This is a genomic window from Rivularia sp. UHCC 0363 (assembly GCF_034931125.1).
Classification (GTDB): domain Bacteria; phylum Cyanobacteriota; class Cyanobacteriia; order Cyanobacteriales; family Nostocaceae; genus Rivularia.
On record NZ_JAYGHM010000018.1, the window covers coordinates 15,935 to 39,564 of the forward strand.

Annotated in this window: 26 protein-coding genes and 1 pseudogene; 15 read left to right on the top strand and 12 right to left on the bottom strand. The window is 37.6% G+C overall.

What is annotated here, in order from left to right; translation table 11 throughout:
• Positions 1-162 precede the first annotated feature (162 nt).
• Positions 163-1,680, top strand: a complete 1,518-nt coding sequence (locus VB797_RS12320; protein WP_323237977.1) for a hypothetical protein — start codon at positions 163-165, stop codon at positions 1,678-1,680.
• A 90-nt stretch (positions 1,681-1,770) separates the two neighbouring features.
• On the opposite strand, the gene VB797_RS12325 is transcribed toward VB797_RS12320, so the two are convergent.
• Together VB797_RS12325 and VB797_RS12330 are read right to left on the bottom strand one after the other, a co-directional pair.
• Positions 1,771-3,063, bottom strand: a complete 1,293-nt coding sequence (locus VB797_RS12325) for a recombinase family protein (RefSeq protein ID WP_323237978.1) — start codon at positions 3,061-3,063, stop codon at positions 1,771-1,773.
• Positions 3,064-3,176: 113 nt separating this feature from the next.
• Positions 3,177-3,539 carry a VOC family protein gene (locus VB797_RS12330; protein WP_323237979.1) on the bottom strand — a complete coding sequence of 121 codons (363 nt, stop codon included), beginning with the start codon at positions 3,537-3,539 and terminating at the stop codon, positions 3,177-3,179.
• 176 nt (positions 3,540-3,715) lie between these two features.
• Between VB797_RS12330 and VB797_RS12335 the strand changes: the two genes are divergently transcribed.
• Together VB797_RS12335 and VB797_RS12340 are read left to right on the top strand one after the other, a co-directional pair.
• Positions 3,716-4,141: a hypothetical protein gene (locus VB797_RS12335; RefSeq protein WP_323237980.1), complete on the top strand. Its 426-nt coding sequence runs from the start codon at positions 3,716-3,718 to the stop codon at positions 4,139-4,141.
• Positions 4,125-4,733, top strand: coding sequence for a YdcF family protein (locus VB797_RS12340; RefSeq protein ID WP_323237981.1), 609 nt, complete (start codon positions 4,125-4,127; stop codon positions 4,731-4,733). Before VB797_RS12335 ends, VB797_RS12340 begins: the two co-directional genes overlap by 17 nt.
• On the opposite strand, the gene VB797_RS12345 is transcribed toward VB797_RS12340, so the two are convergent.
• The gene (locus VB797_RS12345) at positions 4,734-5,825 is read right to left on the bottom strand and encodes a DNA polymerase beta superfamily protein (protein ID WP_323237982.1); all 1,092 of its coding nucleotides are present in this window, start codon (positions 5,823-5,825) and stop codon (positions 4,734-4,736) included.
• A 211-nt stretch (positions 5,826-6,036) separates the two neighbouring features.
• Here VB797_RS12345 and VB797_RS12350 point away from each other — a divergent pair, with 211 nt between their 5' ends.
• The 4 genes from VB797_RS12350 (at position 6,037) to rpmA (ending at position 9,467) form a co-directional block, all read left to right on the top strand.
• Entirely contained in the window at positions 6,037-7,782 is a 1,746-nt protein-coding gene (locus tag VB797_RS12350; RefSeq protein WP_323237983.1) for a GmrSD restriction endonuclease domain-containing protein, read from the top strand.
• Positions 7,783-8,041: 259 nt separating this feature from the next.
• On the top strand, positions 8,042-8,239 hold the full coding sequence (locus VB797_RS12355; RefSeq protein WP_323237984.1) for a hypothetical protein: 198 nt from the start codon (positions 8,042-8,044) through the stop codon (positions 8,237-8,239).
• Positions 8,240-8,616: 377 nt separating this feature from the next.
• A complete protein-coding gene (gene rplU, locus VB797_RS12360; RefSeq protein WP_323237985.1) occupies positions 8,617-9,045 on the top strand; it encodes a 50S ribosomal protein L21 in 429 nt (142 codons plus the stop codon).
• Positions 9,046-9,182: 137 nt separating this feature from the next.
• Positions 9,183-9,467 carry a 50S ribosomal protein L27 gene (rpmA, locus tag VB797_RS12365; RefSeq protein ID WP_323237986.1) on the top strand — a complete coding sequence of 95 codons (285 nt, stop codon included), beginning with the start codon at positions 9,183-9,185 and terminating at the stop codon, positions 9,465-9,467.
• Between the two features lie 123 nt (positions 9,468-9,590).
• Here rpmA and VB797_RS12370 read toward each other — a convergent pair whose 3' ends face one another.
• The gene (locus VB797_RS12370; RefSeq protein WP_323237987.1) at positions 9,591-10,022 is read right to left on the bottom strand and encodes a hypothetical protein; all 432 of its coding nucleotides are present in this window, start codon (positions 10,020-10,022) and stop codon (positions 9,591-9,593) included.
• A gap of 356 nt (positions 10,023-10,378) precedes the next feature.
• Here VB797_RS12370 and cruF point away from each other — a divergent pair, with 356 nt between their 5' ends.
• Both cruF and cruG read left to right on the top strand, forming a co-directional pair.
• Positions 10,379-11,293: a gamma-carotene 1'-hydroxylase CruF gene (cruF, locus tag VB797_RS12375; protein WP_323237988.1), complete on the top strand. Its 915-nt coding sequence runs from the start codon at positions 10,379-10,381 to the stop codon at positions 11,291-11,293.
• Positions 11,294-11,315: 22 nt separating this feature from the next.
• Positions 11,316-12,494 carry a 2'-O-glycosyltransferase CruG gene (gene cruG / locus VB797_RS12380; protein ID WP_323237989.1) on the top strand — a complete coding sequence of 393 codons (1,179 nt, stop codon included), beginning with the start codon at positions 11,316-11,318 and terminating at the stop codon, positions 12,492-12,494.
• A gap of 136 nt (positions 12,495-12,630) precedes the next feature.
• Here cruG and rnhA read toward each other — a convergent pair whose 3' ends face one another.
• Both rnhA and VB797_RS12390 read right to left on the bottom strand, forming a co-directional pair.
• Positions 12,631-13,551, bottom strand: coding sequence for a ribonuclease HI (gene rnhA / locus VB797_RS12385; RefSeq protein ID WP_323237990.1), 921 nt, complete (start codon positions 13,549-13,551; stop codon positions 12,631-12,633).
• Between the two features lie 289 nt (positions 13,552-13,840).
• Positions 13,841-14,299 (bottom strand): protein tyrosine phosphatase family protein, encoded by a 459-nt coding sequence (locus tag VB797_RS12390; protein ID WP_323237991.1) that lies wholly within the window; start codon positions 14,297-14,299, stop codon positions 13,841-13,843.
• Positions 14,300-14,544: 245 nt separating this feature from the next.
• On the opposite strand from VB797_RS12390, the gene VB797_RS12395 reads away from it, so the two are divergent.
• The 5 genes and pseudogenes from VB797_RS12395 to VB797_RS12415 all read left to right on the top strand — a co-directional run.
• Positions 14,545-14,880: a hypothetical protein gene (locus VB797_RS12395; RefSeq protein ID WP_323237992.1), complete on the top strand. Its 336-nt coding sequence runs from the start codon at positions 14,545-14,547 to the stop codon at positions 14,878-14,880.
• 45 nt (positions 14,881-14,925) lie between these two features.
• A complete protein-coding gene (locus VB797_RS12400) occupies positions 14,926-15,447 on the top strand; it encodes an Imm43 family immunity protein (protein WP_323237993.1) in 522 nt (173 codons plus the stop codon).
• A 279-nt stretch (positions 15,448-15,726) separates the two neighbouring features.
• The gene (locus VB797_RS12405) at positions 15,727-16,014 is read left to right on the top strand and encodes a DUF433 domain-containing protein (protein ID WP_323237994.1); all 288 of its coding nucleotides are present in this window, start codon (positions 15,727-15,729) and stop codon (positions 16,012-16,014) included.
• Positions 16,011-16,370: a DUF5615 family PIN-like protein gene (locus tag VB797_RS12410; protein ID WP_323237995.1), complete on the top strand. Its 360-nt coding sequence runs from the start codon at positions 16,011-16,013 to the stop codon at positions 16,368-16,370. The genes VB797_RS12405 and VB797_RS12410 overlap by 4 nt, the downstream gene beginning before the upstream one ends.
• A gap of 84 nt (positions 16,371-16,454) precedes the next feature.
• Positions 16,455-16,787 (top strand): annotated as a pseudogene (locus VB797_RS12415) (GNAT family N-acetyltransferase); the annotation flags it as partial.
• On the opposite strand, the gene VB797_RS12420 reads toward VB797_RS12415, so the two are convergent.
• From VB797_RS12420 to VB797_RS12435, 4 genes are all read right to left on the bottom strand, one after another.
• Positions 16,775-17,062, bottom strand: coding sequence for an antibiotic biosynthesis monooxygenase (locus VB797_RS12420; RefSeq protein ID WP_323237996.1), 288 nt, complete (start codon positions 17,060-17,062; stop codon positions 16,775-16,777). The pseudogene VB797_RS12415 and the gene VB797_RS12420 overlap by 13 nt on opposite strands.
• A 130-nt stretch (positions 17,063-17,192) precedes the next feature.
• On the bottom strand, positions 17,193-18,194 hold the full coding sequence (locus VB797_RS12425; protein WP_323237997.1) for a protochlorophyllide reductase: 1,002 nt from the start codon (positions 18,192-18,194) through the stop codon (positions 17,193-17,195).
• A 203-nt stretch (positions 18,195-18,397) separates the two neighbouring features.
• The gene (locus VB797_RS12430) at positions 18,398-19,237 is read right to left on the bottom strand and encodes a M56 family metallopeptidase (RefSeq protein ID WP_323237998.1); all 840 of its coding nucleotides are present in this window, start codon (positions 19,235-19,237) and stop codon (positions 18,398-18,400) included.
• Positions 19,237-19,653, bottom strand: a complete 417-nt coding sequence (locus tag VB797_RS12435) for a BlaI/MecI/CopY family transcriptional regulator (RefSeq protein ID WP_323237999.1) — start codon at positions 19,651-19,653, stop codon at positions 19,237-19,239. Before VB797_RS12435 ends, VB797_RS12430 begins: the two co-directional genes overlap by 1 nt.
• A gap of 224 nt (positions 19,654-19,877) precedes the next feature.
• Between VB797_RS12435 and VB797_RS12440 the strand changes: the two genes are divergently transcribed.
• On the top strand, positions 19,878-20,615 hold the full coding sequence (locus VB797_RS12440) for a 2-phosphosulfolactate phosphatase family protein (protein WP_323238000.1): 738 nt from the start codon (positions 19,878-19,880) through the stop codon (positions 20,613-20,615).
• A 478-nt stretch (positions 20,616-21,093) separates the two neighbouring features.
• Here the strand turns inward: VB797_RS12440 and VB797_RS12445 are convergent, their stop codons facing one another.
• Entirely contained in the window at positions 21,094-22,851 is a 1,758-nt protein-coding gene (locus tag VB797_RS12445) for a M61 family metallopeptidase (protein ID WP_323238001.1), read from the bottom strand.
• Positions 22,852-22,912: 61 nt separating this feature from the next.
• A complete protein-coding gene (locus VB797_RS12450) occupies positions 22,913-23,596 on the bottom strand; it encodes a Crp/Fnr family transcriptional regulator (protein WP_323238002.1) in 684 nt (227 codons plus the stop codon).
• Positions 23,597-23,630: the final 34 nt, after the last annotated feature.

Here is a 23,630-nt window from a genome sequence, read left to right on the forward strand (position 1 = left end):
TTTATTCATGTTTTTTTAATTGATTTTTGTTTTTTTTATCAAAAAAAAAGAATCGGGGAACTTTTAAAAAATATTTAGATAAACTTAATTATTATTTACCGATAAAAAATAACACCGAAACTTACCAACATTAATCACTCAATTCTATGAGAGGAAAATAGGATGAATCTACCTTTTATCTTAGATATTGCTTTAGGTTTAATATTTACTTATTTGATTTTAAGTTTGTTGGCCTCCGAGATACAAGAATTAATTGCCACATTGTTACAATGGCGTGCTGTACATCTCAGAAAATCTATTGAAATTTTGCTCGCGGGTGGTGTTAGTAATTCTGAAGAAGCCAAGATAATTCAATTAGTAAATCAAATTTATAACAATCCTTTGGTTAGAAATATTAATCAAGAAGCAAAAGGGTTTTTAGCGACTTTACCTAGAAAAGCGACTTGGGCTGTTGGAACATTTACTCGTCCGCTAACAGCAGCAAGTATTAAAACAAATAAAAACGAAACTGTTTTTGGTGATGATAAACGTAGCGGACCATCTTATATTCCTGCCGATATTTACGCAACTACTTTGATGGAAACCTTGCAGATTCCTGATTTTTCTCAAAAACTATCAGAATCAAGGCTAGAAAAATTTAAAACCGAAAGATTAGCGGAAATACAAAATATCTTATTTAGTTTAGAAGGGCAAGTTCAAGGTGATGATAAATTTACTAGTTTCTTAAGTAAAATTTATCAAGAATTTGCCGAAATGCAAGCTGATTTTGAGCAAATCCTGTGGAACTATAATCAAAAAAAAGCTAGCTTGAATACCAGCATTAGTCGCATGGCAGAAAGTATAGATAGATATATAGATACTTTCCAAACAGAAGTTCCAGAAAGCGAAGATTCTACTAAAGCTTTACGAAAGCTAAAATTTTTAAGACAAGATATGTTTGCTTCTGAGGAACGAGCAATTACTTTAGGAGGTTTGCAACCGAATGTTGGTGAAATCGTTCAATTAATGAAAAAAGGTAGTGCGGTTTACAACGAATTTGAAGCAGCAATTAAAGATAAAGATAGTCAAACTTATCAAAATTTTCAGCAATTAACTGGAGTTTTACCACAATCCATAACCGAGAATTTAACTGTTTTAGCTCATCGAACCCAAGCAAGAGTTAAATCTACAGAATCGGAGATTAATGTATTAAGACAAGAAATGGAAAACACTTTTAATAGTTCTATGGAAAGAGCTAGTGGAGTTTACAAACGGAATGCTAAAGGAGTCGCGATATTAATTGGTATTACTATAGCTGTAGCAGCAAACGCCGACGCATTTCATATGATAAGTAGACTTTCTACAGATTCAGCCTTACGGGATACAATTGTAAATAATGCCGGACAGATAGTAGTCCGAAATCAAGAAAATTTGAAATATGTAGATATAGGAACCCTGAGAAGCCAAACAGAAGAAGCTTTATCAGATATATCCTTACCTATTGGCTGGACTGAAGTTAACGTTAGACAGCAAATTGGTATAGTTCCATCACGCAACGCTGGTCTGATGTCCTTTCTGAGATTTGCGAGAGCAATTCCCGGTTGGATTATCAGCGGTATCGCGATCGCAATGGGTGCCCCTTTTTGGTTCGATTTAATTAGTAAAATTACCAACGTCCGCAATACTGGGAAAAAACCGTAAGGAGAGATCGGGGGACAAGGGGACGAGGAGTTTATATTGTATTAATAATTATTGTTGAGTGTTTACTGCTCACTGTTGACTGATAACTGTTCAAAAGATAAAGATAATTCGTAAATTCCAACTTTTATCTTGACGAATAATTTCAATTTGACGAATAAATTCTCGAAAGTAAAATCTTCGTTCTGTTTCTGATAAGTCTAACCAGAATTGCGGGATGGAAACGGCTTGAGCAACGGAACGTAAATTTACCGGGGGCAAAATTGCTAGTTGTGCTTGGAGAGTAGATATCTCGATGCGGAGTTTATAAGCTCTGATTTTGCCAGTTTCTGCATCCAAGATACCAGTTTCTACTAAAGCCGGTATTTGTTCTAGTATTTTTTGTTGACGAATGATCGCTTCAGTTAAATTATTTTTTACCTCATCTAATTGAGTAAAATTCATTTTTTCTACTGCTTGAGGTAAGTCATGACAAACTGTTTCAATTGTATTTTGTAATACTTGTTGGTAAGAAATAGCACGACATTTGGGATTTTGAGAACAGTTGATAGGACGTAAATAAAGATACTCTTTTTTTTGTCGGTGAAGAGTAACGCGAGTAACACTCATATGCGATCGACATTGGCTACATACAACCAAACCCGCTAACGAACGGGATGCACTTGCGGTACGAGACGGTAAACGATTGTTACGGCGCAAAATTCGGTCAATTTGGGCTGCTTCTTCACGAGAAATGATTGCATTGTGGGTATCGCGGATAATTTCTCCGTTTCGGTAAGCGGTATCACCCCGATATACGGGGTTAGATAACCAACGTCTTCCGGTGGTAGCTGAGATTTTTTTACTGTATTTTTTCGCTAAATGTCGTACAGCCCCACGCAGCGAACCGTAGAGCAAAAAGTTATCAAAAAATTCTTTGATTACCGGCGAAGTACTGCGGTCAATGGTATATTTTGCTTTACCGCGACGGTAGCCGTAGGGAGCTTTCCCGGGTGGTGGTGCAGCATCCAAACGATTGCGGGCGTATCCTTGTCGGATGCGACGACTGCGTTTTTGCTGCTGAATTTCGTTTAAAAGTTTAAGTAAATTAGCGTGTGTATTAGTAGCTTTTATTGCGGAATTATAATTTTGTTCTACTGCAATAAGGGTGATTCCCATCGTTTCAAATTGGGCAAGATGCGATGTTATTTGCTCAACCGAATCCCCCAACTCTTCCAAACGTCGGATGAAAATGCGATCGGGTGGATTTACTTGACAATCTTTGAATAATTGCTCTAGTTCTGACCTTTGACCCAAATCTTGGTAAATTCGATCCACCTCCCAATCTAAAGCAGGTTCGGGAGTTTCTTCTAATAATGGGTCGCTGTAAGTATATGCGAACTTCATTCAAACAGTTATCAGTGAACAGTTATCAGTTAACAGTGAGTAGGGAATAAGAAGTTAATTATTCTTCTCCCCATCTCCCCATCTCCCCATCTCCCCCTCTCCCCCTCTCTTTACTACTGCTCACTCAATTCGATAATATTCCCATCTGGATCTTGGGTGAATAAAGCTCGACGACCGGAAGCACTTGGTTGAATCGGACAGTTATAATTTAATAACCGCTCTTTAGCGGCATCTAAGTCGGAAACTGAAAAAGCAATATGGGGGTTGCGTCCCCATTTTTCGTTTTGAGGATGGTTGGGAAGTGAAGATGCAACTATCAGGTGTAATTGATATTCACCGACTTGATACCAACTACCTGGGAAATTTCGCGACCGCTCTACACTTTTAGATAATTTTAGTACTTCTCCATAAAATTGTTCGGCGCGGTTTAGGTCTGTAACGAGAATCGCTACGTGCAAACATTGAGTAATTTGCATTTTGAATAATGTAGTTGTAAAGCTGTTATGAGTTTAATGTACATGAATCTGGAAGATAAGAGGATAAGGAGATGGGGAGAATAACCTTTAACCTTATTTACTCATAGTTGACAGAAAATCAAAATCTACCGACATAAAATTATTTTGATATTTGTAAAGAATAATTGAGGTGGGTGATGAATGCACAATTAGCAGTTAATGAAATTCATACTATGCGGGGGGTATTGCATGATTTTCCACCGGGAGTACACGCATTAGATGAATTAGAAAGACACAAGGGAAATATCTCGACAGCTTTTGAAGATTTATGGGTAGAAAGAAACGGAGCAGTAACTTTACCAGAGAAAAAATCTTTATGGCAAACTAGTTTGAAAGTTTTGCGGAACGAACTTTGCGGTGATGATGGTTTCCGCGCTCAAGTTAAAGAATACAGTAGAAATCCAGCTAGTACGCCTTTACTTACGGGATTAATTGTTTATTTGGTGGGAATATCTGGATTACCAATTGACCCTGCGATCGCGACTGTGATTGTTCTTTATATTTTAAAAATCGGACTTAATATTTTTTGCGAGTATACGGAAATTAATGAATCAAAGACTTAAAAAACAATGGCTTAATTTAATTTTGATTGCTGTAGTATCTGCCTTATTTATAAGTATTATCTCTACAGCCTTTAGTATTTATGTTTACGCTAATGAAACTAATAATCCTAAAGCTGATACTGCAATTGTTTTAGGAGCCGCTGTTTGGGGTAACGAACCATCTCCTGTTTTTCGAGAACGAATTAATCATGCAGTTAATCTTTATCAAAATGGTGATATCCGCAATATTATTTTTACAGGTGGTGTTGGTGAAAGTAATGAACCGGCTGAAGCTATTATTGGTAAACGTTATGCTGTGAAAAAGGGAGTAAAAGAAACAGATATTTTTGTTGAAACTGAATCTAAAACTACGAGACAAAATTTGCTCAATGCGCGAAAAGTTGCGATTGAAAATCGATTAAGTAAAGGTAAGTTTTTAATTGTTAGCGACCCTTTACACCTTAAACGGGCTGTATTAATGGCACAAGATTTAGGAATAGATGCATATGCTGCCGCTACACCAACTACTCGCTACCGCAGCTTCAAAAGTAAATTTGAATTTCTAATGCGAGAAACTTATTTTTATTTGATATATTCATTATTTAAGATTTAATTAGAATCCTTGCATTTCTACTAATTCAATACATAAATCGTTAATCTGTTCTAAATCTGGTTTGTTGGGTAAAGCTGACTCTTGATAAACTGTTTCCATTTCGGCTACTAAATCTTCTGCCATTTTCATTAATTGTTCGTAGGAATATTCGCCGTTAAGAATTGCTTTGAGATCTGCTGCATCACCGACTTTCCTTCTATCTACAATTAATTCTTGAGTACGCAATATTTCTAAACCACTACGCAATAATCTAACGCAGTGCATCCCGTGTTTTAAGTCGTAACCGGAAGCTTTTTCTGTTTCTGCTCTTTGAGGATTGCGATTTTTTTGCCACGATTGATAAGCTTGCCATTCTCTCAATGCATTATGATATTTTTGACTTCTTTGCAGCAATCGAATAAAATCTTTACGGCTGTTAGTAAATTGCTGTGTTTTTTCCAAAATCTCATCTGGTAACGGATATTGTTTTAACATCCCTTTAAAGTCGATATCCGCTGTCAATAATTTATAAAGCTGTTCTGATTCTTCTAAAAATTCAATCTTACCTCTAATTAAAAGATAGAGATATTCTAGAAAAGCGTTTAATTCTTCTTTTATAAGGGGTGTTTCGTTTTCTATGTCAAAATCTGATGGTAATGGCTTCGATTGCGGAGGATTTAATAACCATTTACGGTGGGTTTCTATTTTTTTGATTTGAGCAAAAGCATAACCAGAATAAGTATGTTTAACTTTTTTACTCAAAAATAATTTTCGATGATTAATTAAATGCTGTCCAACTGGTGTTAAAACAGGATATTCACTCAGCCACAATAATTCTAAAACATTGGGATTTGCTCCTGCTAATAACTGAATAACTTTTCTTAATTCATAAATAACAGTATCTTCGCTGTTATCTAAAAAAGAATGCATTCCTGGCTCATTCCAACCGTTATCTTTTTGCTCGATACCCTTATCAAATCCAAGATAATAATTTTTGGGGGCAATAAATACACCCCTCCAATCGTAATCGGAATCAGGACGGTTTAATCCGTAACCGTGACTCCCCGCTAATCCGACAAATATTGTTCTCGCTTCTACTTCGATTCTTTTCATATTTAATTACGAATATATTTAATTAATAATTATTTTTCAGTTATATATCTGAAATTGCTGAAAGTGCTAGGGATAATTCACGGTTTATTCTGTAAAACACCAAGATATCAATATTATTAGTAGCTTAACGTTAGAATGAAGCGAAAATTGGGAATCCTTTAATTGTAACTGCTTTTATTTGCATACTACTAATATCAAAGGATACCGAAATATGCCAGTTAAAAACTTTGACCATACCACAGAATCATTACAAGATTTATTGCAGACTGTTAAAAAAGGTAAAACTCAGCTACCTGATTTCCAACGTGCTTGGGTTTGGAGTGACGAGCAAATATGCAGTATTTTAGCTAGTATTTCGCTTTCATATCCGGTTGGTGTAGTCATGATGCTGCAAACTGGGAATGATAACGTTCGCTTTCAGGAGCGTTTAATTGAAGGTGTGACGTTAAAAGATTCTATTAAACCAGAACGACTTATTTTAGATGGACAGCAACGTATTACTTCTCTTTTTCAATCATTACTTTTAAATCAGCCAGCAAAAACTAAAGATGCACGAGGTAAAGAAATTAAACGCTGGTACTATATTGATATAGAAAAAGCATTAAATCCGAGTTTTGACCGAGAGTCAGCAGTCATTAGCTTACCAGAAAATAAAATTATTCATAGTTTTGGCAAAGAGGTTTTAGCAGATTATTCAACAGTAGAGAAAGAATATCAAAACGGTTTATTTCCAGTTGCACAAATTTTTAACTGTTCTGACTGGATGTGTAATTACAACGAATTTTGGGATTATGACAGAGAAAAGATTAAGCTTTTTAATCAATTCAATCAAGAAGTAATCAAGCCGTTTGAACAATATCATGTACCAATAATATCACTGCGTCAAGAAACTCCTAGAGAAGCTGTTTGTCAGGTTTTTGAGAAAGTTAATACGGGTGGTGTATCCCTTACGGTATTTGAACTACTTACCGCTACCTTTGCTGTAGATAAATTCCAATTACGAGAAGATTGGGAAACCCGCAAAAACCAATTGCAGCAATTACCAGTATTATCAGGTATTGCCAGCACCGATTTTTTACAAGCCGTTACTTTACTTGTTACACGCGATCGCCCATCAATTAGCTGTACTCGTAAAGATATATTAAAACTAACGCTTACTGAATATAAAGACTGGGCAGATAAAGTTACAGAAGGATTTAAAAAGGCTGCAAAATTACTGCATACGCAAAAGATATTTACTGCAATCGATTTACCTTACCAGCCTCAACTTACCGTTTTAGCGGCTATTTTCGCGGTTTTAGAGGAAGATACCGATCCAGTTCTGGCGAAATTAGTGCGCTGGTACTGGTGCGGGGTTTTTGGCGAAATTTACAGTGGTGCAATTGAAAGTCGAATGGCTAAAGATTTACCGCAGGTGTTGCAGTGGATTCAAGCTGATGATGATTCCGAACCCGATACAATCACAGATGCCAATTTTTCACCCAATCGTCTACTGGGACTTAAAACTCGCAGAAGTGCCGCTTACAAAGGTTTATCCGCTTTACTGCTACGAGATAAAGGATGCGATTTTCTCACGGGTTATGAAATCGATACTTTAATGAATTTTGGGGATGCGATTGATATCCATCATATCTTTCCGCGAAAATGGTGCGAAAAGAATGGAATTGAAGCCAGACTTTTTGACAGTGTTATTAACAAAGCACCTTTATCATCTAGAACAAACAAAATTATTGGCTCCAAAGCACCTAGTACTTACTTATCCAAGCTTCAGGAAAAGGCGAATATTTCAGAGCAACGGATGGATGATATCTTGCAATCGCACGCGATAAATCCAGATAATTTACGTTCGGATAACTTTCAAGCTTTCTTCAATTTACGTCAAGAAGCATTACTTGATCGAATTGAGACAGCTATGGGTAAAACTATTTTGAGGGCTGAAAGTGTGGAATCAACTTGAGACCCGGAGCTAATATTAATTTACTAAATTCGACACGGTTAGGTTATTTAGACAATTTTTATTCCCATATATATAGATTTTCAATAGTTCTCATCCTTGAGAAATACAAATTAATCTCAATCTAACGATAGTGGAATGTCTTATTCTTTTTCGCAATCATTGATAGCATCATCTCCACTTCCTCAAAGGCTTGGCGATCGCCTAGTTATTTGCTAGAAAGTACAGAGTATGATGTATTCTTTATTGCCTATACATAGTTATGAATACCTTAAAAAGTCCCGTTTCAAGTTGTAAATGCTGCGAACACTACACACCTGTAGGACAGCGTGGAGGGGCTTGCGGTTTATTGAATAATGCTTTAGTCAAAAGCCATTGGAAAGCTTGTTCTTTTTCTAAGCCGGTATTTAAACCTTCCGAAAGAGTAAATAGCCCTAAATACGCTTTATCAAACAGCTAAAGTAAAATTTGGTGCCAAGTTGTTACGCATTTAATTTGTATAATCCTGGCGAGTTCGGTAACTACAGTATTTTCACGTATTCGCATTAGTTATATAATTTACCTGTAAATCAGCTGATCTACTTTCAAATTCGTTTTAACAAAAAATAATTCATCCCATTAATCTTGTTAATTCAGCTTCTCTTCAGAACTGGCAAGCTGAAACTTGCAAAAAGCCCCTTCATAATAGTATTATTGTCTGTCGGCTATCTAATTCCTGCTCGGATCAGGTAGGCACATTGTAAAAGCTGGTAATAAGGATTTATTTGAGTCGCGCTCGTGTCGTGTCTTGAAAAGTTTTGTTCCAGCTACCTGTACGGCAACCTTAAGGATAAATAAATGAGTTACGCAATTATTGAAACTGGCGGAAAACAGCTAAAAGTTGAGCCAGGTCGTTTTTACGATATAGAATTACTGCACGTTGAACCGGACGATAAAGTTACTATAGATGCAGTTTTATTCGTGCAGCACGACGGTGAAACTACTGTAGGACAGCCTCTCGTGTCGGGAGCAACAGTAGAAGGAACGGTGATGCGTCACTTTAGAGGTCGCAAAGTCTTGGTATACAAGATGAAGCCGAAAAAGAAAACCCGTAAAAAACGGGGACATCGCCAAGAAATCACTCGTTTGATGATTAATTCCATTAATATGAATGGTACGGCGATCGCAGAAGCTGAAACTATTGCTGAAGAACTACCCGTTAAAGTTGAAACTGATGAAGCTGTAACTGCTGAAGTTGTAACTGATGAAGCTGTAACTGCCGAATAGGGAATAGGTTAAAGGTTAAAGGTCAAAGGACTCTTAACTCCTATCTCTTTTAATCCAAAATCCAAAATCTAAAATCTAAAATCCCACAACTTCTAACTCTCAACTTTAATTAATACTAGATATCACAGGAAAAAATTATGGCTCATAAGAAGGGAACAGGTAGTACTCGTAACGGACGCGACTCTAATGCTCAGCGTCTTGGTGTAAAACGCTTCGGTAGTGAAAGCGTTCGCGCTGGCAATATTTTGGTCCGTCAACGCGGTACTAAGTACCATCCCGGAAACAACGTCGGTATCGGTAAAGATGATACTTTATTTGCTTTGATTGATGGTGTTGTAGCTTTTGAAAGAAAAGGTAAAAGCCGTAAGAAAGTCAGCGTTTATGCAAATGCTCCTCAGCCTGAGACAGTAGCTGCTTCTTAAACGCAATTTGGCTTTAACTATATTCTGATGTAGGACGGGTGTTTTGCCCGTCTAATTTTTTGTATTTAATCGTATTCAGATCTAACTATCCTAATGCTCTATTCCCAATGCCCCATGCCTATTTTACAGATTAAATTGATGCAATAGAAGCCCTAAGATCAAACCTGTTATTGAAAAAGCGGAAGTAAGCCAAAAGCTTTGTATTTGTCTAAGTCCAGCTATTTGAAAATCTAATCTTACTAAAATAGTTGCACTAATAATTAGTATGATATCAAGAAAGATTCGGAAGCGGGCAAGAACAAGAAAAAACAAGAAAGCCCCGACGATCGCTAACATAAAAGATTTAAATTTTGTATCAAATAAAACTTTAATATATTTAATAGTTTGTGACCAAGGGGTAGTTAAACCTGCAACTAAAACGAAAATGCTAACTATAATTAGTCCCCATACAAATATTGGTAGCTTTTCTTGAGACAATATCCACCCAAATACACTGTAGGTAAGCAGTACAAGTGTAAGAGAAAGCCAGGGAAGTCTTTTAATAATAGACATCATAATTATGTCCGGTTAATTACCGATTAAATATCAAAATATGTATAGATCCGGGCATGAAGACAATCTTAAATTTATATCTGAGATACTGCAATATCAGTTAGCAATTACACTTACTCCAAGATAGTAATCAATAATACTTATCAACCAGTGTAGGACAATTTATTCTACTTCAGATTTTGGCTGTGATGCCGTAAACTATAACTCTATCTTCGATATTTAAACCAGAACGGGAACCCGATGCGATTGAATTGATGGATAGAGCAAGATTTTATGACAAATTGATAAATATGTTCTTAAACATTTGTAAACTGATATCAGCTAAGTTGCGGTCGATCGTATATTGTTAAGGGATTATCATGAGAGAATCTGTGATTGCGGAGCGCGTGTGCCTTATAGGTCACGTCTCGGCGAAAGTTTTTGGACTTATAGGTATTATGTTGGTCATACCTAACGCCAAAATGATTTTGAATTTTGGAAACGTTGGAGAAACAGCCATGCAGTTGAGTATGGCTAATGGTGGTGTAGTAGATATTATTTTTGGAATAATAGCTGTATCTATTTATGCTTGTAGGGTATTAGGATGGCGCAATTGGCTGGGTTTCCTAGTGCCTTCTGTTTTGATATCGGTAGGTAGCGAATTACTAGGAACTAGTACTGGATTCCCTTTCGGAGATTACAGTTATTTGAGCGGTTTGGGTTATAAGATTGGGGGGCTAGTCCCGTTTACGATTCCTTTATCCTGGTTTTATGTAGGTTTGTCAGCTTACTTAATTGCTCGGAGCGGTTTAAAAGTCGCGGAAAAACCAAGTTTGGTTCGTCATATTGCGGCGATCGCTATTGGTGCTTTACTCTTCACGAGTTGGGATTTCGCTCTTGAACCAGCGATGAGTCAAACTGCTTTTCCTTTTTGGTATTGGGAAACTCCGGGAGCTTTCTTCGGAACACCTTATCAAAATTATGTTGGTTGGTTCGGTACCAGCGCATTATTTATGAGTGTCGCAGCTTTGATCTGGGGAAATACCCCAATTAAATTATGGCGATCGCAATTAGTTTTACCTCTAATTGTTTATTTAAGTAACTTTACTTTCGCTGCGGGATTGAGTTTAGGAGATGGTTTTATTGTCCCAGTTTCTTTAGGTTTAATTTTGGGTGTTGTTCCGGCTGTAACTTTATGGTTAAGAAGTTCGACTGCACCAACGTCTTATGTTGATGGAGTAGAAACTGCGGCTTCCGAAGTTGCAGTAGCTTCGCTCAAAGTTGCTGTAAAGTAACGATAAAATACATCGATCAATAATGCAGCAGCTTTTAAGCGGCATCTCGCTTTTAATTTTACTGATTCAGGTTCCAGCAGTTTTTATTCTGCTCTCACGTCTACTCAAAGGACCTTTTCGTCAAGCTCCAATTCAACCTCAAAGTCCGACACCGGAACTTTTGGGGACTGTAAGCGTAGTGGTTCCAACTCTCAACGAAGTCGAACGTATTAGCCCTTTGTTAGCTGGGTTGAGCCGCGCAAGTTATGAAGTCCGGGAAATCATCATTGTAGATAGTAATTCCCAAGATGGTACACGCGACTTAGTAAAATCGACTATTGAGAAAGACCCCCGCTTTCGCTTGATGACTGACGACCCGCTACCATCAGACTGGGTGGGTCGTCCCTGGGCTTTACACAATGGCTTTTTACATACTTCTCCAACTAGTGAATGGTTTCTAGGAATGGATGCGGATACTCAACCACATCCCGGTTTGGTAGCTGGTTTAATTAAATCTGCTGCTGCTCTCGATTACGATTTAATTTCCTTGTCTCCCCAATTCATTCTCAAATATCCTGGCGAATCTTTACTGCAACCGGCGCTGTTAATGACGCTACTGTATCGATTCGATCCCGCAGGTGTAAACACGCAAGCACCGGAGCGCGTAATGGCTAACGGACAGTGTTTTCTGTGTCGCCGTACAGTTTTAGAAAGCGTAAACGGTTATACCAGCGCCAAAGGTTCATTTTGCGATGATGTCACTTTAGCAAGACAGATTGCAGCTTCTGGCTTTAAAGTCGGCTTCTTAGACGGGGCGAAAGTGCTGAAAGTACGAATGTACGAAAGTGCGGTCGAAACCTGGAAAGAATGGGGAAGAAGCCTCGACCTCAAAGACGCATCCTCCCGCGCTCAAATTTGGGGAGATTTATGGTTACTTGTATCAGTACAAGGTTTACCTTTGATAATCGTAATTTTGTGCTTATTTCTTTCCCCCCTTCCCCCATCCCCCTCTCCCCCTCTCATACTCCTGTCATTGAACCTATTTTTAGTACTAATTCGTTTCTTAATGCTATTTGCGATCGCACCCTCCTATGATTTTACGCAAGCCAAAGGGGGCTGGTTATTTTGGCTTTCACCAATAGCAGACCCCTTAGCAGTTTTACGGATTTTCCTATCGACCTTCCGTACCCCGCGACAGTGGCGAGGACGGGAGTATGGTTGAGGGATGGGGAGGATAAGGGGACAAGGGGACAAGGGGACAAGGGGACAAGGGGATAGGGAGATGGGGGGATAAATTATTAACTCCTAACTCCTAACTCCTAACTCTTAACTCCCAACCTTTGACCTTTGACCTCTCTTTACTCTCCTTCTTCCTCATCGAGTTGATCGGCGCGTTCGAGTTCCCACAGAATTTGATTACCTTCGCGACGTACTCGTGAAACTATCCAGTTTCTCCAGCGCCACTGGTCTCCACGGCTAGTAACAGCACTAGCGTGGACGTTCATTAAGTCAGCGAGTTCGGAACTTGTGATTAAGTAACCTTTTTCGGCTATTTCGTCAGCAATGCGAAGAGTTTCGACTAAACTGCGGAGTTGCGAAACTCTTGCTTCGCGTGGTAATTCTTCGTTTGACAAGGTAGCAGAAGCGCTAGATGATTCCATAGTATTCGTATTGTTTGTTTCCGACTCAAGAGTACTATTATGTATCTTTTTGTTAATTAGTGTGGGTGTGATTTGCGAGTTAGATGTAGATGATACCTCAACTTCGGCTTTTTGTTTTAAATATACATCACTAATATTTATGTCCGGCATTTGCTTTAGTAATGGTACTTTCCCTGAAGCAAAACTACGGGCGATTGTATCGCAACGTTCGTTACCTATATTACCAGCGTGACCGCGAACGTGTTGCCATTTAATCTGTTGATTGTTGAGATTGTCAAGAATTTCTAATAAATCTTGGTTGAGTACGGGTTTTCCGTCGGATTTTTTCCAACCCTTACGTTTCCATCCTTTTACCCACTTTGTAGCGCAATTAATTAGATATTCGCTGTCAGTGTAAAGAGTGATGGGTTTGCTTTGTCCCGAAGATTCTAGAAATTCCAACGCTGCGATCGCGGCTTGCATTTCCATTCTATTGTTTGTGGTTTTTCTAGATGCATCGCCGATTTCGTGAACTGAACCATCATCGAAGTAAATAACAGCACCCCAACCACCTGGTCCAGGATTACCAGTGCAAGCGCCATCGGTATATATACTTTGAATTGTAGATTGAGAAGACATAGTTAATATTTATTTTAACTCGTGCAAATACTAGGACATAACTACGACACAGGAAATCATGTTGTAGAAAGTATCCGTCGCAAAAAGAGTAAAAAGCCTTATTCGCAACGAGTAATAAACGTTATCACGTAATCGCACAACGTTGTGACAAGAAAATAATTTTTAATATTTTATTAATTTTTTAATTTTAATTTTTTAGTTTGTTTGTAGAAAAAATTGCGAAGTTGAAACACTTCAGGACATTGCTTAGTACGGGTAAGGTATCTGTCACAAGCATTCAACTAATTGACTACTGAGATTTATTTTGTACATTTTGCATAAATTGTTGCCAAGTTTCATTAGGAATCCAAATTTTATGTAAATCCTTTTTTGCTGTTTCATCATCGAGATTTTCAATATAGCGACGGTAAAGATATATAAAAGCAGATACGCGCTTATTTGCTGCACAATGAACAAAGACTTTTTGATCGGCGTTTGTTTTCATTACCTGAATAAATTCTTGAAAATTTTCTTTAGTAGGATTTTCCCAAATTACGGGTATATGAACGTACTCCATCCCTTGAGTTTCCACAATCTCTTTTTCGTGACGTAAAGTATTAGAAGAATCCTTCAACGCAAGGTTTACAACAACTTGATATCCTGCTTGTTTTATATGTAAAAACTCTTCTACAGATGGTTGTCCCGATGTAGCAATTTTCTCGGATATTTTTAGGTAATTGTAAATATTTTCTAGACAATTATGAGACATTTTAATTTATGATTAATCGATGGACGATTATCTTATAATAAAGTCCAAGTTTGCAACACGATTGATAATTTAGGGGAGAGTAATAAAACCTATAGTGGCAAATTGGCATTTATGAAAAAATACGCTTGGATAGACGACGACTAAAAAAAGCAACTACACCGCTCATTGTCCACCTGCGTAAACTGTATTATTTGTTTATTTTCAACAAAATAATTAATATTACTTAAAGCAATTAAAGCACAAGTGTGATTAAAATATCTATTTATCATCCCCAATATCAAAATCAAGTTGCTGAGTTAATCTTAAAAATTCAGCAACAAGAATTTGGTGTTTCAATAACTTTAGAAGACCAATCGGATTTATTAAATATTCCAGATTTTTATCAACAGGGAAATGGTAACTTTTGGGTAGCTTTGGATGAAGATAATGTAGTTGCTACTATTGCTGCGATTGATATTGATAATAAATATTTAGCGTTGAGAAAAATGTTTGTAAATGTTATTAAACTATTCATGTTTGATTATAATTTGTATAGCAATCCGATAAATAATAATTTTTGTAGCAGTATTAGTCATGGTTAAGATATGGAAGGAAGATTTATTTTACGATGAACTTTATGCTGATGCTTGGGTAATAGACAAAAAATTTGGTTTGAATGGAGCCAATATATACTGGGTGATAAATCACAGCCACATCAGTTAAAAGAACTGTCAGTAAGAATAGAAGCAGATATTTTTGTTGGTGATTATTTTGAAGCTAATAGTATACCAGTAGTTTCTGAAAAAGTTAAGAATTTGTTGCTTGCCGAAGTTCCTGAATATGTAGATTTTTTTCCAATTCAAGCATTTCATCATGGTAAAAAAATTACAAAAGATAGTTTTTTTATCATGTACATCAAAGAAAAAACAGATTGTTTTGACTGGAAAAAATCAGTTTACAGAACTAGTATTCTTAATAATGGCGAAAAATCGATGAGATCGATACATAAATTAGTTCTATTAGAAGATAATATAAAAGATAAAAAAATAGTTAGAGTTGCTGAAGTTGGTTTCAATATAATTGCAGTCAGAGAAGACCTTTGTCAAATAATATTAAATAGTGGTGCCAAAGGTATTGAATTTAAAGAACTCAGTCAAACGCTTTGGTAATTATTTTTTATCGCTTAGAGATTATTAGTAAAAAACTTAAAAGCCCAACCATAACCGCGACGTTCAATAATTCGGTAGTAAATAGGACGGATAATCATATTTATTTTATAGGTAGTTTTAGTTAAATAATCATCAAAAAGATTGATTGTTAATGAAAGATATAGAAGCGCATTAACCAAATATTCTAGTTTAGATAGACATTAAGTAATTGTTCAGTTTTGATAACGATAAAATTATTTAATTCAGGTTATGATAATAGCAAAAATAGAAAAATAAGCTATGCAAGTTGTTACTGATATTGGCACACTAATTGTACGCACGCCAGGAATTTGCGGTGGTCGTCCGCGCATCGCTGAAACTAGGATATCCGTTCAGCGTATAGCTGTTTGGTACAAAACTGGGATGAATGCAGAGGAAATTGTCGAGCGCATGGGCAATGTGAGGCTAGCGCAAGTTTATGCGGCTCTGACGTATTATCATGCGAATAGAGAAGAGATTGAAGCTTATATTGCTTCTGAAAAAAATGATTATGAAAGACTTGCTAAAGAAATGGGATCGTTTACATGAGTCCAATTCAATTATTCATAGATGAGGACTCAATGGATCGCCGATTCGTTCAGGCTTTGAGAGCGCGAGGAGTAGATATCGTGACGGTTGGAGAAATTGGTACAATCAGCTTGAGTGATGAAGAACAGTTGATTATTGCGACAAAGCAACAGCGAGTTTTGTACACATTTAATGTTGGTGATTTCTGCCAGTTACATACTATTTATATCAGTGAAAGTCGAACTCACGCTGGAATTATTATCTCATTACAGGAATATTCGATTGGCGAACAAATGCGACGAGTTTTGAAATTGATTGCAGCAAAGTCATCCCAGGATATGGAGAATCAGTTAGTATTTTTAAGCAATCTTATTTAAAAAGATAGTAGTTAGGCTTAAAGCCATATGAAAAAATGGGTATTTCACAAGAAAGATATAGAAGCGTGATATGGTAACTTTTGGGTAGCTTTGGATGAAGATAATGTAGTTGCTACTATTGCTGCGATTGATATTGATAATAAATATTTAGCGTTGAGAAAAATGTTTGTAAATGTTAATTATCTCGGTTGTGGAGTAGGTAAAAAGTTGCTGATTACTTTGGTCAATTGGGCTAAAGAGAAGAATATCAAGGAAATTTATTTGGGAACTATTGATAAATTCAAAGTAGCCCATAAATTTTATGAGAAAAATGGTTTTGTACGAGTTACTAAATCTAAGCTACCAGAAAGTTTTCCAATTATGTTGTCGGACAATATATTTTATTGTTTAACAATTCCAAATCATCAAACGGAATAATAATGCTCTACCACAGGGAATGGGTCATAAAAATGGTGTAAAAGTTGTTTCCATTCTTGATATTCTTGCGATTGTCGAAACCCGACGGTATGAGCTTCTAAAGTTTCCCAACGTACAAGCAGAATATAACGATTTGGAACTTCCACACATTTTTGTAATTCGTGGGATATGTATCCAGGTATTGAAGAGATGATTTCTGATGCGCGTCTAAATGCGGCTTCAAACTCTTCGCACATCTGTGTTTTAACGTTTAAAATTGCAACTTCCAGAATCATTTGGTGATGTATAGTTTGTTAAATCAATAATCCGCTAGGGAACACAATCAAGAGTTTAATAGCAAAAGTCATCTTATAATTTTATCAAATACATTCCCAAGCCGAAGCCTGGGAACGATCGCATCAAACTTCACACGGTACCCGCAGCAGCACCAACAGCTTGCTCGTCTGCAATTCCTACCAGCTTTGCGCTTAATTCCCACAAACGTTGGGCTTTATCATCATCCAAAGCTTCGTTAGAAACTTCCTGCACAAAAGATTTTCTACCTTCCTTCTGACGATTTCCCCAACTGTAGTAAGAACCGGATTTATTATATTCTGGCTCTGCAACTACGGCTGCAACTCTTTCACCAGCCAGTTCTTCTGATACATAACCACCCGTAATATTCTTCTGGAATAGAGGGAATATTTTCTGGAATAAGGAATAGTGATTGCGGAATAAAGCTGTTTCAGCAACGCATCCGGGATAAAGTGAAGTAAATACAATCTTTGTCGAATTGTGATAGCGTCTGTGTAATTCCCGCATAGTCAAAACGTTGCAAAGTTTACTATCTTTATAAGCTTTACCCGCTTTAAATTTCTTACCGTTAATCATCGCGATCGGTGCTTGGAAACCTTCTGCAAATCCTTTTAAATCTCCTAAATCTGGAGGTGCGGGAATAGGAATTTTTCCTCCCAATTCTTTGGGATTCGCGGTTACGGTTCCTAAAATTACTAATCTGGGTTGATCGGTGGATGACTTTTGCAAATCTTCCAACATCAAGTTACATAACAAGAAATGTCCGAGGTGATTTGTAGCAACACTTAATTCGTAACCATCTTCACTTCTTTGTGGTTCCTTCAACAAAGGTAAATACACCGCAGCGTTACACACCAGAGCATCTAAGGATTTACCGCTTTCCCGAAAAGTGTTAACAAACTGACGCACGCTATTCAAAGAAGCCAAATCGAGATGCATGATGGTGTAGCTGTCGGGTGACATTCCCACCTCGTTAGCGACTTTTTGAGTTTTTTCCAAATTGCGACAAGCCATTACTACGTGCCATCCTTTTTTAGCAAGGGCTTTCGCACCATACAAGCCAACCCCAGAGGAAGCACCCGTGATCACAACCGTTGATTTGCCTTGTTCCATAATCTTAAAATTCTATAAACTCTATTCATCAACGTTAGTTGTATTTATATTCTCATAATTGGTTTGCTTACTATCGCTTTTGTTAAGAGTGCTTTACGTTAACCGATAGGTGCGGTTCCCAATACAACAGAAGAATTTAACGTTTCTACAGATAAAGCGACTTTACTATTTAGACGTTGGTATCATGTATTTTTCTAACCAATTCAACTATGAAACGCAACGCTAACTAAAGGAACAAAAGTCCATACAAGCCACTTCCAAGAGATAAAATGAAGCTTCGCAGTTGGTTGTGGTTGAGATAAAAGGGCTTCGACTCTTTCTTCTAAACGATTTGCGTTCGTGGAACCCAATGCAGCACAAAGAACGGATGAAGCTACGGGGGGACTACTGACAACCATTAATAGTGATTCAGCTAATAATAAAGGGTCTACGTATAAAGCTGCGCGAGCATCGGCTCGCAACTCACGTAATGTTAATAATTCTTGCCACAAAGCTTCTGTATTAGGCAACCAAATGGTACATTCTCGCATCCAACCCAGCCAGAAAAACCAGAATGTATCCCGATAATAATAATGTCCTTCTTCGTGGGCTAAAACTGTTTCTAAATGAGTTTCCGAAAGAGTTTGTAATAACCCAGAACTCAGAACTAATTCAGGTTTTAAAAAGCCAATTTGTCCGGCAAATAATGCCCCTGTATTTAACAAGCGAACTTGTTTACCTGCTACATTAATTTGGGGACAATCGCGGGTAGATTTGATCGATCGCCATCCTTGCCAACCCTGTTTTATGCACATAATTGCAAAAAAAACAAGAGCAGCGAAAGCGATTACATAACCATAGCAACCCGTTTGTAATCCACCCATCGTTCCTTGAGGTCCCATGAACAGCAAAGCGATAGTTGTCATGAAGATTAATAAGGGAGGAAATAGAAAGAAGAATAGTGTTTTTTGCCAGCGTTCATTCCATTGCTCGACACTTTGAGTCCATCGACATCTGATAGTGTAAGCAACTATTAAAGCTAAAAAAATTATTAAAAAATGCATTATTCTTCCCTCGCTAATCGCGCAGCTTCAACTCGTTTTGCTATTGCCTGTATTTTTGCAGAATCAGCTTCATCTAAACTATCTGCAAAAGCAGCAATTACATCAGGATTGCCAATTTTGAGAAATTTCTGTAACTGTTCGTGCGCTTGAATAACTTCTGCTTGTTGCTTAGTTAATAATGGTCGCCAATAAAATGCTTTTCCTTGCTTATTACATTCGAGCCAACCTTTTTGTGTCAACCGTCGCAGTACGGTAGTAACAGAAGTATAAGCTAATTCGCGGTTAGGGTCAGCCAAAATGCGATCGTGGACATTTTTTACTGTAACCTTGTTCAGTTGCCAAACAATATTTAAAATTTCCGCTTCCAACGGACCTAGAGAAAGTTGTTTCGGACGGTAATCTGGTAAAGGAGCCATGTTGATTTTGGATTTTAGATTTTAGATTTTGGATTCAGCTAAAATATCGTTCTTGTTTCCAGATTACAGCGAACAGTGAACAGTTAGGAGTTAGTAATTGGTAATTGGGAATTCAAAACTCTCCCCTTATCTCCCCATCCCCCCATCTCCCTATCTCTTCTTCCTGTTGACACGCTCAGCGTATTAAAATCTCGGCAGTATATAAAAGCAGGTGTATCAAGCGGATGAATTTATTTATTTATCATAGTCCAGAAGAAACCCCAACAACCCAGATGCCAGAATGCGCGATCGCGGTTGATGTGTTGCGTGCAACTACTACAATGGCTACGGTTTTGGCTGCTGGTGGGGAAGCTGTTCAATTTTTCAGTGATTTGGATAAATTGGTGGAAGTCAGCGAAAAGTTTCCTGCTGACAAGCGTTTACGGGCTGGGGAAAGAGGGGGTGCAAAGGTTCCTGGTTTTGATTTAGGTAATTCTCCCCTCGACTGTAAACGGGAAGTGGTGGAAGGAAAGCGTTTGTTTATCAGTACTACTAACGGGACTCGGGCTTTACAAAGAATTCAGGAGGCTCAAACGGTTATTACTGGAGCGTTTGTGAATTTAACATCTGTGGTGGAATATTTAGCACAAAAGCAACCAGAAAGCTTGTGGATAGTGGGTTCGGGATGGCAAGGTAGTTACTCCCTTGAGGATACAGCTTGCGCGGGTGCGATCGCTCATCATCTATTGGAAAAAACTAAGTTATCTATAGATGATGTTGCGGGTAACGATGAAGTGATTGGTGCGATCGCGCTTTATTCTCAATGGAAGGATGATTTATTGCAAATGTTTAAACACGCAAGCCACGGTCAACGTTTGATAGGTTTGGATTGCCATGAGGATTTAAAATATTGTTCTCAAATTGATACTTTCGATGTGTTACCAATGCAGCAAGAACCGGGGGTTTTGAAAAGGCACGTTTAATATATCGGAAAATATTAATCTCCCTCACCCTCGAAGGGTGGGGCTACATTTACAAAGCCCGCCTGCGCGGGCTATATATTGATTTAAGAATAATTTCTATTTGAAGCGTAACCTAACATCAGTTTGTAGTTTGTAGGTTGGGTTAGGTTCACGAAGATATATCGTTAAAAACAAATTATCTATATTTGAACCGTAACCCAACATTAGGTATAGGTACGTCACAATATTCATTCGCGATCGGTTATGACACTTTAGGAATTAAGTTTTGTAGGTTGGGTTAGGTTCACGAAAAGATATAATTTTCAACGAATCACCTATATTTGAACCGTAACCCAACATAACGTTATTGCTTTTCTACAATATTCATTTACAATCATCATGTTGGGTTACGACACGATAAATAAATATTTCTCTTACAAATTAAACTGGTTTTCGTGTCTAACCCAACCTACAAACCAAACTAACCCAAACTCAGAAACTACACCCCCAAAAACTTTGTAAATTTCTCTTTTTGAGCAGCGTTTGGCTTTTTAACTGGTACTACTTCGTATTTATTCGCACGAGGCTCTGCTAAGGTAACGCGATAATTACGCAGTTCATCTTGATGAAATACGGTAATTTCAATAGTATCTTCTGGTTGATAATCCTTTAAACGTTCGCTTAGTTTATTTGCTGTTATTTTAATTCCATCAATTGCTAATAATTCATCACCTGCGTCAATTCCGGCAATTTGTGCGGGTGAATCTGTTTCTACAAATTTGATTGATTCCCGTGCGTTCTCACTGGTTACTTTTATTCCTAAGAATGGCTCATTGGTTTTATCTGCAATTAATTTTAACCCGAAGGGTTGGAGATATTCGTTAAAGGGTAAATCTTCTGTACCGTGAACGAAACGTTGGAAGAAGTCTGTTAAATCAATTCCTGCTACTGACTCGATAACTTGCTGCAATTCGTCAGCAGTATAACCAACTTCATTTTTACCAAATTGCTGCCATAATTTGAGCATCACATCATCAAGAGAACGTTGATTATTGTGGCGATCGCGAATCAGTAAATCTAATAATAATGAAATCATTTCCCCTTTCAAATAATAGGAGATTTGAGAATTGCGGCTGTTAGCATCTTGACGGTAAAGTTTAATCCAAGCATCAAAACTTGATTCGGAAACTGGCTGTACTTTACGTCCGGGTGTGGTTTCATACAGAGTTATTTCTTTACTTAAATTATTTAAGTAGGATTTAACATTATAAATTCCCGCTTTTAAAGGAATCAATAAGTCGTAATAACTAGTCGTTCCCTCGCAAAACCATAGGGAAGGGGTATAGTTTTCTTGGTCGTAGTCAAAAACTTCCAACTCTTTAGGACGAATCCGCTTGACGTTCCACAGGTGGAAGAATTCGTGAGCGACCAACTGCATGAAACGTTCGTATTTTTCGCGATCGCTAAATCCAAACCGCTGATAAATTAAGGAACAAGAATTTTTATGTTCCAAACCACCATATGATTGTGCTGATAAATGCAGCAAAAATAAATATTGTTCGTAAGGTAAACCATCGAACATCTGCGCTTCTACTTCGATAATTCTCTTGATATCCTCAATCATTGGTTCGACTTGGACGTTACCTTTTCCCCAAATTGCTAGCTGGTGGGGTAGGGAGCGTACCTCGAAGTCATATAGCTGATGGGAACCGATTTCAAAAGGACTGTCTACAAGGGTATCAAAGTCAGCAGCAACGAAAGTATTTTCTTCAACTGCACTTAATGTTGTGGTTATCTGCCATTGAGGATGCGGAGTATGAATGGTAACGCGAATTTCTTGCCGATCAAATTCCGGTATTCTAAAAAATAGCGCCGCTCCATTAAAATAAGCGTGGGTTGCATCTAAATGATTTGTCCGCACGGTTAGCTCGTTCGCAAAAATACGGTATTTAATTGTTATCTTTGCAACATTATTAGTATCTACTTGCCAATAATTCTTGCCAACTTTACGCCAAGTTAAAGCTTTATCGTCACTTATCGCCGAAAAATCTTGTAAATGCTTGGCATATTCCCGTACTAAATAAGAACCGGGAGTCCAAACGGGCATTTTTAAATCCAAAATGGATGATGAATAGCCCTCCAAGTGTAAAGTTACCTCAAACAGATGGTTTTCTGGCTGAGACATTGCAACTTGGTAACTAATTGTCGCGGTGGTTTGTTTTGTGCTTTTAAGAGGAGCAGCAGTTACTTCGGTCATTTTTAAGAGTTATCGGTCAGAAGTTTTTACTGTAACTTATAACTTATAACTCATAGTTAATTCATATTTTGCCAGCTAAATTTGTTAATTGTTTAAAATTAAGCAGATGAATTACTTGTTGAGCGGTATCGATCTTAATCCAAGCTTTTTCGTTAAGCTTTTCGATGATTTGGGTAGTTTCTTCAATTCCGATATCGGTAACATCCGCTAAATCTTGGAATGGAATCTGATAAATGTCTTTTCCTTTTTCAGCTTCTTCACCATAGCTCTCACCCAAAGAAACCAAAGTATGAGCCAGTTTAACAGCTGGAGGTGCGGCTCGCATTTGCAAGCGTAAATTTACGTAACGCATTCGACGCACCATTAATTGCAGCATTCGATGGTGTAACTGGGAATCTTTAAACAATATTTGAATAAACCGCTCCCTCGATACGCTAATCAATTCGACTGGAGAAAGAGCTATAACATCGGTAGAACGGGGAGATTCATCTAAAATCGCCATTTCCCCAAAGAAATCACCTTTACCCAAAATCGCCAGAGCGCGAGTATCTTCACTGTTAGTCCGCCGGACTTTTACCCAACCCGATACAATAAAGTAAACTGCATTACCCCAAGAGTCTTCCATTAAAACGGCTCGTCCAGCCGGATACTCGTGCATTGTTGCAACGTTGAGCAGCAATTCCAAAGTTTGGGGATTAGCTGTACTCAATAAGGGGAAGATTTCGCTGAAAACCTCTGTCTGCATGGAATATCTGCCGCAAATAAATAAAAAACTAGAT